10 protein-coding genes are annotated in these 10,273 nt (G+C 44.7%); all 10 read right to left on the minus strand.

Features of this window, described 5'->3' with window-relative positions:
- The 10 genes from M72_RS08975 to M72_RS09020 all read right to left on the minus strand — a co-directional run bounded on the left by M72_RS08975 (position 1) and on the right by M72_RS09020 (position 10,103).
- Positions 1-3,549 carry a DUF5717 family protein gene (locus M72_RS08975; RefSeq protein ID WP_055067936.1) on the minus strand — a complete coding sequence of 1,183 codons (3,549 nt, stop codon included), beginning with the start codon at positions 3,547-3,549 and terminating at the stop codon, positions 1-3.
- A 77-nt stretch (positions 3,550-3,626) separates the two neighbouring features.
- Positions 3,627-5,993: a cation-translocating P-type ATPase gene (locus M72_RS08980; RefSeq protein WP_261291807.1), complete on the minus strand. Its 2,367-nt coding sequence runs from the start codon at positions 5,991-5,993 to the stop codon at positions 3,627-3,629.
- A 187-nt stretch (positions 5,994-6,180) separates the two neighbouring features.
- Complete coding sequence (locus tag M72_RS08985; protein ID WP_055067937.1) at positions 6,181-7,575, minus strand: MATE family efflux transporter; 1,395 nt, start codon at positions 7,573-7,575, stop codon at positions 6,181-6,183.
- A 24-nt stretch (positions 7,576-7,599) separates the two neighbouring features.
- Complete coding sequence (locus tag M72_RS08990) at positions 7,600-7,887, minus strand: hypothetical protein (RefSeq protein ID WP_172679152.1); 288 nt, start codon at positions 7,885-7,887, stop codon at positions 7,600-7,602.
- 25 nt (positions 7,888-7,912) lie between these two features.
- Positions 7,913-8,212: a hypothetical protein gene (locus tag M72_RS08995; RefSeq protein ID WP_261291808.1), complete on the minus strand. Its 300-nt coding sequence runs from the start codon at positions 8,210-8,212 to the stop codon at positions 7,913-7,915.
- A gap of 76 nt (positions 8,213-8,288) precedes the next feature.
- Positions 8,289-8,648, minus strand: coding sequence for a YccF domain-containing protein (locus M72_RS09000; protein WP_055067939.1), 360 nt, complete (start codon positions 8,646-8,648; stop codon positions 8,289-8,291).
- 1 nt (position 8,649) lies between these two features.
- On the minus strand, positions 8,650-8,868 hold the full coding sequence (locus tag M72_RS09005) for a hypothetical protein (RefSeq protein WP_055067940.1): 219 nt from the start codon (positions 8,866-8,868) through the stop codon (positions 8,650-8,652).
- Positions 8,855-9,328, minus strand: a complete 474-nt coding sequence (locus M72_RS09010; protein ID WP_055067970.1) for a YaiI/YqxD family protein — start codon at positions 9,326-9,328, stop codon at positions 8,855-8,857. Before M72_RS09010 ends, M72_RS09005 begins: the two co-directional genes overlap by 14 nt.
- Positions 9,329-9,330: 2 nt before the next feature.
- On the minus strand, positions 9,331-9,711 hold the full coding sequence (locus M72_RS09015) for a DUF4186 domain-containing protein (RefSeq protein WP_055067941.1): 381 nt from the start codon (positions 9,709-9,711) through the stop codon (positions 9,331-9,333).
- Complete coding sequence (locus tag M72_RS09020; protein WP_055067942.1) at positions 9,711-10,103, minus strand: pyridoxamine 5'-phosphate oxidase family protein; 393 nt, start codon at positions 10,101-10,103, stop codon at positions 9,711-9,713. The genes M72_RS09015 and M72_RS09020 overlap by 1 nt, the downstream gene beginning before the upstream one ends.
- Positions 10,104-10,273: the final 170 nt, after the last annotated feature.

Raw genomic sequence — 10,273 nt, forward strand, 5'->3', positions numbered from 1 at the left:
TTACAAAAGCTTAAATACTTTTTTCGTCACCTCATCATATCCTGCGTACTGTTTCATCGTCTGAAACATGGAAACTTCATCGGATAAAGTCTCTGAAATCAGCATCTGGTTGATCAGATTGTACCTGCTTTCATCTTTCTGTGCATAGATATCGTTACAGGTCAGACGATTACTTTCCGTCGAGACGACCTTATTTTTATATTCTTCGGTGATGTAATACTGGATCTCCTCCCCGAAAAATACCACAAATGTTTCCACAAAAATACCGGCATAGACATTCGGCATATCCACTTCGTGAAACTGCTCCCCGTCCTCATCCCGGCTGTAGTGCAGCACGACATGTTTCTTGGGGTTTGTCCGGTGTTCCACATAAATTTTGTCATACAAATGATATTTCTGTACCAGCCGCCGGTCCAGTCTTTTATAAAATGAAAAATTCATATTTCTTCCGGTGAACTCTGCCAGCAGCACATCTGCGGCTTCATACTGTGCCTCCTGCAGAGAGGACATCCCGGAAAACGATTTGAGCAGGGCAAGTTTACAGGCATCATTTAGTTTCTTTCCGCTCTGATACCGTCTCCGTATTATGGCAAGGATTTGTTTTGGCAGCGCGGCTTCTTTTACAAAATAATTCTGCGCAAATACCGTAATGACCGCAAGAACAATCAGTTCCTGCCCACCGCTTTCATAATAATGCGCAAATACCTCCAGTGCCTGCATAAGATCCATATCCGTATACAGCATCTGCTCAAGAATCCGTTCTTCCAGATCTCTTGTCCGAAGTTCAAAATCCTGTGCCGCTCTCCATAAACGAAGCATGGTCTCAACCGGTCCGGAATAAAAATCACTCAGATACTGCAGAATCCTGTCATTGTATTTTTTGTTTAAAAACGCACTTGTACACAAAAGCAGCAGTTCCTCGTCCTGCTCCCTCTCTTCCATCGCATCCAGCAGATAGGTGGCAACTGCAACCTTTGCCGATGATCCGATCTGATCCAGCCCATATTCCTGCATCTGTTCATACAACCGGTCATACATCCGCCAGTCCGCAAGGGATTCCATCATATACTGACGCACCGCCTGCGGCATCTGCTCATAATCTGCCTGTTCCAGATATTGTTCCACCAGGGGTTTTTGCTCTTTTTTCTGATAATAACGCACAATCTCCCTGGAAAAATACGACTGGTATTCCGTATCCAGCTCCTGTGCAAACAGCACTCTCCGGAAAAATTTTTCCTCTTTGGCATCAAACATATGATGATCCGGCTTTTCCCCAAAATGGGAAACAATATACGGAAGTTCCTCCGGTGCCAGTGCCGTACATTTCTCCAGATACGATCCGGCATCCATCAGGGAATCCAGCCGGTACGGGACACTGTGGATATATCTTTGACCTTTCCCATCTTCAAACAAAATGGCATATTCCCTGCAGAAAAGGGACACGTAGGCACATCCGTTTACAATCGGAACGATCTGCGGATCTTTCATCTGCTTCTGGTATACAATCGCGCGGACCATATGCGGCTGCATAATGACCAGCTTATGCGCAAACAGAATATTGGAAAGACATTTTGCAAGTTCTTCATTCACCAGCCCCAGTTCAAGCATGTCCTCATAAACCACCGCCAGATTATCGTCCACATGTTCCTGCTCGATCTGTTCCATGGCAAAACGGCTCATCACCCGGCGATACTGTTCATAAATTTCCGGTTCGCTTTCCTTTGACGCAATGATATTGTTGTAAAGAATTGCCATCTTCCGATAGGGAAGATTACTGTCATACTGAAAGTACATCCGGATAATTTTCGGAACCGATGCAATCTCCCGTTCATCCAGTGACATCAGATAAGCCTCATATAATCCAGTAATCCGAAGTTCAAGCTCGATTCCCTTTTCATACCAGTGGTGAAATTTTGTATCAAACTGCTGGGTTCTTATCAGGTAACTGCAGATCTGTCCCACATATTCCGGTTTTTCCTCTGTCCCGTAAGCTGCCTGCATCAGTTCAAAATGAACCGGATGAAATCCCTGATTCATTTCCACCACTTCAAAAATCTGTGCTGCCAGTTCCTTTGTCAGAACCTGATGACGGATTGCCCAGCGCAGAATCCGCACTTCAAATCTTCCCAGTTTTGTGAGCAGATACGGGTCATGGCTGATCAGATCGTATGCCTCCAGATACAGGTACGGGGAAACACAGCCACTCATCACCCAGTGCGCAATTGCACGCAGTTTGTGCGCACTGTTGTTGTAATATTCCTCTTCCAGAAACGAAAGAACCCAGAATAACAAAGCAGAATCCGGATTTTCATGAAAAATCATTTCAATCTCATGCGTCATGCGGTCCACATATGCCGGTTCCCGTTCCAGAAGTGTCATAATATAAAGATAATAGCCCCACTCCGGTGTATGGTGATCGGGCCATTCCCGTTTAAATTCCTCAAGAATCCACTCCGCTTCCTGTTTCTGGTGATTGATCACCAGTGCCTGTGCTTTCATCAGCGGATACATCACCTGATCCGGAAGCATGGCATGCAGCTGGTTTAAACGTTCTACCGACTCATTTGCCCACACACCTGTCACAATTTTTTTCAGGCGGAATGCCTCATACAGTTCTACCAGCCCGGACTGACATTCCCTGATTTTGGCATGTTCTTTTTGTTCTTTGGACTTTTGTTTTTCCCCTTTGTGCGCATAAATCTCCAGAACCTTTGTCTCATATACCGAGGAAAAAGTAATTTTGGCATAATTGTTTCCGGCATGCATCCGGTCATAGTCCACGATGTATTTCAGGACAAACGTACTCCCCAGAAAATCCTCCGAAGTAATCTGCGTCTGTGCCGGCTGTACAAACGCGGCATCGGAGGTGATGGCAAGTTCCAAATATCCCCATTCGCTCTTTTTGATTTCGATCTTCTGCTGCTGGCTTTCGGTAAGCGCATCAAACCGGCAGTCTGTCTCAGAAATTGTAAAATGGATCTGTTCTTTTCTGCCGGCTGCCACCAAAAATTCTTCCAGATTCTGCGACGATGGTTTTGCCGCAAGAATCCCCTGATAGTACATCTTTTCTTTTGTCTCTTTTGCTTTTAGAATATTGGGAAAACTCTTGTGATAAAAGAGCTGATATGCTTCCTGCCAGTTTTCCTTTGCAAGTGCCGTAAAATCCGAAAGACTGCGAATCGCACCTGTGGCAGTCTGCGCATATAAACGGGATATGGATACACAAAAAGAAAGGCTGTGTACACTCTGATTGCAAAGAATCACAAACGCACCCTTTTCCTCCTGCCCCTCAACGAGACCCTTACTATGAAACTGATACCGAATCCGTATATTTTCGCCTTCAAACTGGGGAGTCAGGCACTCCATCCTTGGGTGGGTGGAGTAGACAATGCCCCTCACCGGAATATGGTTTTCACTGGTAATTTCAAATTCCCCGGTATATTCCTGTCCTTCTGTAACCGTAAGAAACAGTTCCTCGTCCGAAATAGAAAGTGAAGGCTGATCCGATTCGAATTTTCCTGCGGCTATCTGCCTGATTCTCTTCTGCACATCCACACCTGCTTTTCTACTAGTATGTCTTTTATTATATACGATTCCTTATATGCATGCAAGAACCAGCCCCACTTTTACGCCCTTGAAAAACGGGCATGGATCATGCGGCATCTCGCAGAAATCCACTCAACAATCAGACTCAGATACCGAAGAACCGGTTCCGTAATAATTGCAAAAATTACCATCAGCATTTCACACTGTTTGGAAATTTCCGTAATTCCGAAAAAGCTTCTGCCAAACAGCATGCAAAGAATCCATCCTGCAATCACACCGACCAGCATTACAATATGTCCGGTATTCATCGGTCTTGCAATGCGGTGCAGAATCATAAAACCAACGATTGCAACCAGAATGGTACATGATGTAGACAGACAATCCAGATCTACCTGAAATTCCCGGCAGAAAATCACCAGACCACTTACTACGATAAAATCCGTCAGTCCTGCCGGAAGTGCCCGCACGAGTACGTTGGTCAGAAAATGTCCGCGGATCAGCTCCTTATTCGGCTCCAGTGCCAGAACAAACGACGGAATACCAATCGTAAACATACTGATCAGCGATACCTGTGATGGTTCCAGTGGATAATCCAGCATCAGAATCACAGAGAAAATGGCAAGCAGCATGGAGAAAATGTTTTTTACAATATACAATGCGGCGGTCCGCTCAATATTGTTTACCACACGGCGTCCCTCTGCGACCACCGATGGCATTCTGGAAAAATCGGAATCTAAAAGTACCAGCTGTGCCACATTAGAAGCGGCTTCGCTGCCGGAGGCCATCGCCACGCTGCAGTCTGCATCTTTAAGTGCCAGCACATCATTTACACCATCTCCGGTCATGGCAACCGTTTTTTTATGTTCTTTCAGTGCCTGTACCAGCATCCGCTTCTGGCTCGGGGTCACACGGCCGAATACCGTATACTCTTCCACCGCGCGATAATAATCTTCTTTTTCTTTCAGAGTCGATGCATCGACAAAACGCTCCGCACCCACAATCCCCGCCTCTGCCGCAATGACGGAAACCGTCAGCGGATTGTCACCGGAAATCACCTTGATATCAACATCATTTTCCGCAAAATAAGTAAAGGTTTCCTTTGCCCCTTTGCGGATCGGATTGGCAAGCATCACAAAACAAAGCGGAAGTACCGGCTCTGTCAGCGGTTTCCGGTCAAGCGTCCCTTCATATTGCGCAAATACAAGCACACGGTAGCCTTTGCTGCTGTAGGTGGCAATCTGTTCCTGATACTGGGCAAACTGCCCCCGCAGAACAAATTCCGGTGCTCCGATCACATAAGATTTCCCATCGTTCATCACGGCTCCGGAATACTTTGTTTCCGAAGAAAACGAATACACTTCCCTTGCCCGCATACCACTTCCGTTTGAGAAATGCGCTTTGAGTGCTTCCATCGTCGCATTGTCTTTTTCCTGCGCTGCCACAAAATCTGCCAGCAGCTGGGAAATTTCCAGCTGATCTGCCCCATCCAGAACAGAAAAATCATAGACATGCATCCCCGGCTCGGTGATCGTGCCTGTTTTATCCACACAAAGAACATTGACTCTCGCCAGCGTCTCAATACATTTCATATCGTGGATCAATACCTTCTTCTGTGCCAGCCGCACGGAACTAACCGCAAGTGCCACACTTGTCAGCAGATACAGCCCCTCCGGAATCATTCCGATGATAGCCGCCACCATACCGGTGATACTGTCATGAAACGTTCCCTCATTGTAAATAAACGACTGCACGAACAGGGCAATCCCGATCGGGATGATAATAATTCCCATCACCATGATCAGATAATTCAGGGAGCGGATCATTTCTGACTGCTCTCCCTTTTTGCTTTTCGTTGCCTGCAGGGTCAGCTTTGAAATATAAGAATCTTTTCCGACCTTCTCAAGACGTGCACATGCCTTTCCGGATACCACAAAACTTCCGGAAAGCAGGGAATCCCCCTCCCGTTTTTCAATTTCATCCGACTCTCCGGTGATCAGGGATTCGTTCACCTGCAGCTCTCCGGATACCACTTTCGCATCCGCCGGAATCTGGCTTCCCGCCGAAAATTCCACAATATCATCCAGCACCAGCTGATCTGCCGGAATCTCCTGCCTCTTTCCGTCACGGATGACAACTGCATGCGGCGCATTCAGAATGGATAATTTATCCAGCACCTTTTTGGAGTGTACCTCCTGGATAATACCAATACAGGTATTTGCCACAATAATCGGAAGAAACAGCATATCCGACCATGCACCCACAATAGCAAGCAAAACCGCAATCACAGCAAATACAAGATTAAAATATGTGCAGACATTTGAACGCACAATTTCCGAAACCGACAACGTGGAAGACTCTACTTTATAGTTGTTTTCTCCCTGTGCAAACCTTCTTTTTACCTGCTCTGCAGACAGCCCGGACTGTGGATCTGCTGCAATTCGTTCCATTCTGACTCTGTTTTCCTGTTCCATGATAATAATTCCATCCGCTTCCTATGTATTTTTCGTTAAATTTTCAGATGAAATTATTATAACCGATTCTTTCACAAAAGTTGTCCATTTTCCAAATATTTTTCAAACATTTAACAATTGTTTATAAATAATGCCGTAGCATGAGTTTCTGATCCCTGATCACTTATACCATTTTTACCACCCAGACGTTGCTTCGTACCATGCAGTATCCAATCACGACCTTGATCAGCTCCGTGGCCTGTACCAGAAAATAAACACTTACAATTCCAAGTCCCGTACCGTGTGCCAGCAAAAATGCAACCGGCACAACAACCACCCAGGTAAACACCGAATCAAATAAAAACGTAACCATCGTTTTTCCACCGGAACGAAGCGTAAAATAAGACGCATGACTAAACGAACAAAACGGCATGATCAGCGCAGAAACGGCGATAAACTTTGTAGCCAGATCCTTAATTTCCGCTGTCGTATTGTAAATATCAGGGAAAAATCCCCCCACGAGAAACATGATTGCTGCCATAATCACACAGCAGAAGACACTGAAAACAATCATCTTGTTGTCTGCGTCTTTTGCCTTTTCCAGTTCTCCGGCTCCCAAATACTGTCCCACAACAATACTGATACACGCTCCCAACTGTATATAGACAATGTTAAACAAATTGGTAATCGTCGTGGCAATATTCAGCCCTGCCACCACATCAAGTCCGCGCACAGAATAGCACTGGGTCACGGTGGTCATGCCCGCCGCCCATAAAACCTCATTGAACATCAGGGGAAGCCCTTTGATCAGTATCGTTTTCAGTTCGCTCACCGGGATTCCAAATCCGCGATAAGCCCCTTCCAGATACCGGTTCTTCTCCCGGTTTCTATGTGCCCAGAAGACAACAATAACCGCTTCCACATACCGGGCAATCACAGTGGCAAGTGCCGCCCCTGTCACCCCAAGTTCCGGAAATGGTCCCACACCAAAAATCAACAGATAATCCAGCACTGCATTGGTTCCCACCGCCACAAAACTTGCCAGCATCGGAACGAGCGTCTGTCCCGTTTCTTTTATATTAGTGGCATATGCCTGGTTCACTGCAAACGGAACCAGTCCCACCAGCATAATCACCAGATACTGCTTTCCATATTGAAGTGCCACATCGGTTGCTCCATTTCCCACAGTATCCGTCAGATACAGGGAAATCAGATCCGATCCCTTCGTAAGCAGCAGCAACATGGTAAGTCCTGACACAAGCAGCGTCGCATAAAGCTTAAAACGAAACGAATGCATATGTCCCCTGTGATCCCCATTGCCAAAATACTGCGCACCAAAAATACTTGCCGCCGACACCGCTCCAAAAATTGCCAGATTGTACACAAAAATCAGCTGGTTTACGATTGCAACACCGGACATCTGTTCCGTTCCCAGCTGTCCCACCATAATGTTGTCCAAAAAGCTGACCAGATTCGTGATGGCATTTTGCAGGATCATTGGCACTGCCAGCAATAAATAATGGCGGTAAAACGCACGATCCCCCATATACTTCTTTTTAAATTTTTTCCAATAACTCATAAAAAACCTCTTTCATATTATTTTTCAATCCTCTTTTCGAAATCCCTGGTTTAAAAATTCATTCCATTTCGCATTTGTATTCTCCCATTCATGCTTCTGCATAATCCGGTTCCGGTCACTTAGAATTGCCAGCATCTCGTCCACGATTTCCGCCATCGGAAGTTTCCTGTAATGTGACAAATAGCCAAGCATCCTCTGTGCCGTCCAGTCTGTGTTCAGATTCAGTGAAATCTGCTCACAAAACTCCTGTGGAAAGCCACGGTTCAGGAGGGTGTTATATAATTCCATTGATTTTTGTGTTCTGGGTTTCATGTCTTCTCCATTCTGCAGTAATCTTTTACGTCAATTCAATTAAAAACATCTCGTACAGATCATCCTCTCCCTGCAACAGCGGCGAATTCTCGCCGCCTCCATTCGTGGAGCGACGCATTGCTGCGTAAGAATCCTCACCGGCAGAGACCAGATCCATAGCGGAAAAGGTGCATCCATACTCCTGTGCAATACGACAGAATGCGGAAACCGGATTTTTCATTTCCCGCGTGGCTAACAACGCCTGCGCAAGTTCCGGATTGGAGCGAGCCCTGACTTTTAAATTTTCCAATTCATCATATATGTTCATCGTGTTTTCCTTTCTCATCCATCTGTAACCTTGTTATGTCACACATCTTTCTTACCTATTCTTTTAAACTCACAAAAAAATGCTCTCCTGCCGGTCAGATTACCTCTGCGCCAAATGGCATCAGGGATAACTTTGCAATTTTGAAAAACTGCTTTCCAAAAGGGATTCCGATGATGGTTATACAGCATATCAGACCCACCAATGCATTTCCAACCGCCATAGGAATTCCTGATACAATCAACCATATGATATTTGCAAGGAAACTGATCGTGCCTCCGCCATATACCACCTCTTTCCCAAATGGGAAAAAGGCCAATCCTGCAAACTTAAAACACTGCAAGCCTATTGGAATTCCTATGATAGAAATGCACCACAGGCATCCTGCCACAATCCATGACAGGCCACTTAACAACCCACCACAAATAAACCAAAGTATGTTTCCTAATATGCTCATATCAATACTCCTTTTCTATCTCACCATCTATTCCATACATTTTTTTAAACCAGTCAAGATCCGCCTGACTTTTAATCAGCATAACCTCTTCGATCTTACCTGTATGGATGTCCTTAAAACCGGCAACCTGCTCACCGTTACAGATGCTTGCCTTAATTACCGGCTTCTTATTTTCTTTATCATAAGTCTTTATAACTGTCTTTTTCTTAAATAGTCCCACTCTGAGCACCTTCTTTTGATTTTGCCATCTGTATGAGTTTTTCAAAAGACTGAGCAAAGCGTACATCATCTTCCTCTGTACGCTTTCTTGGTCCCTTCATATGATTCTTATGCGAGCTGCGTCTTGCCTTCTTGTTAAGATGCCGCTCCATAAGCATCTGGTCAATATTTTCATTTGTGTACCACTTACCGGATTGGTGAATGGCATACGCTTCTTTTCCAAGTGCCATAGCAGCGACACCATAATCCTGAGATACTACGACATCCCCTTTATGACAAATGCTAATCAGCTTGTAATCTACAGCATCTGCTCCTGCACCAACTACGATCACTTCGCTATAGTCTGAATATAATACATGATTCGTATCACACAGCAATGTGGTTGGAATACTATATTTCTCTGCTATTTCTTCTACAATGCCTACTACAGGACACGCATCTGCATCTACAAATATCTGCATTTTCATAATTTCTTTTTCTGCCTTTCCAGTTCTTTTTGAATCCATGTCATAATTATATCTACAAGATAATCCTGCTGCACCTGACTCAGTTCCCTGCCCGGCTGCATTTTGTGCCACTTCCGGATACACTCTCTGCAGCATGTTGCAGTTGCATGTTGGGCAATAAATACCGGATGGCCCCTCATAGGAGTCTGTTTGCCATCATTTGCTATAAATGCGGGAGCTTCTCTCTTTGCAATAAAGTCCTCTGCATGTTGTCTGATCGTATCAAGTCCCTTTTGGTTTATGTAATCTATGTCTTTCTGCTTCAAATGAAAGCTGCTTCGAAATTTGGAATTGTCCAGTCTCTCGAACAACTGCCTGTACCACTCGTCCTTTGTCATCAGAACTTCACTACTTCCGGATCATGCGTAAATGATGAAAATGTTGCTGTAGCATTTTTAAAATAAAATACCTCTGTGTTTCCATCGTCTGCTGAGTACATCTTCTGTAATGATGGGTAAGCATCAAGCATCGACTGTCTGGCTTCTCTTCTGTCATCTTCCACAAGTTCTCCTGCTACACGGAGCCACTCTCCATTTTTAAATGCACAGATTTCTACCTTTGGATTTGCATGAATCTGTTTTGATACCTCTTTCACCTTACCTGTCTGAATATAAAGTTTCCCCTCAAAAATGTGGGCTGTACCAAAAGGTCTGACTCTTGGCTGGTTGCCTTCTACGGTTGCTAAATAATATGTTTCTGCTTCTTTTAAGAATTTTTCTACTCGTTCCATGATGTAAGCCTCCTGGTATTTATAATGTAATTTTTATTTTCAGTAAGTGTCCGATAAATGGTCACTACTTTTCATTGGCTAAGTTATATGGTTCTATGTCAAGATTTAGTACAAGTTAAAATGAGAAATTTCTCCCCATTTTAACCTGCCAGAAGCTCAGCCTCAGTGTG

The organism is Roseburia faecis (assembly GCF_001406815.1).
Taxonomy (GTDB): Bacteria; Bacillota; Clostridia; order Lachnospirales; family Lachnospiraceae; genus Roseburia; species Roseburia faecis.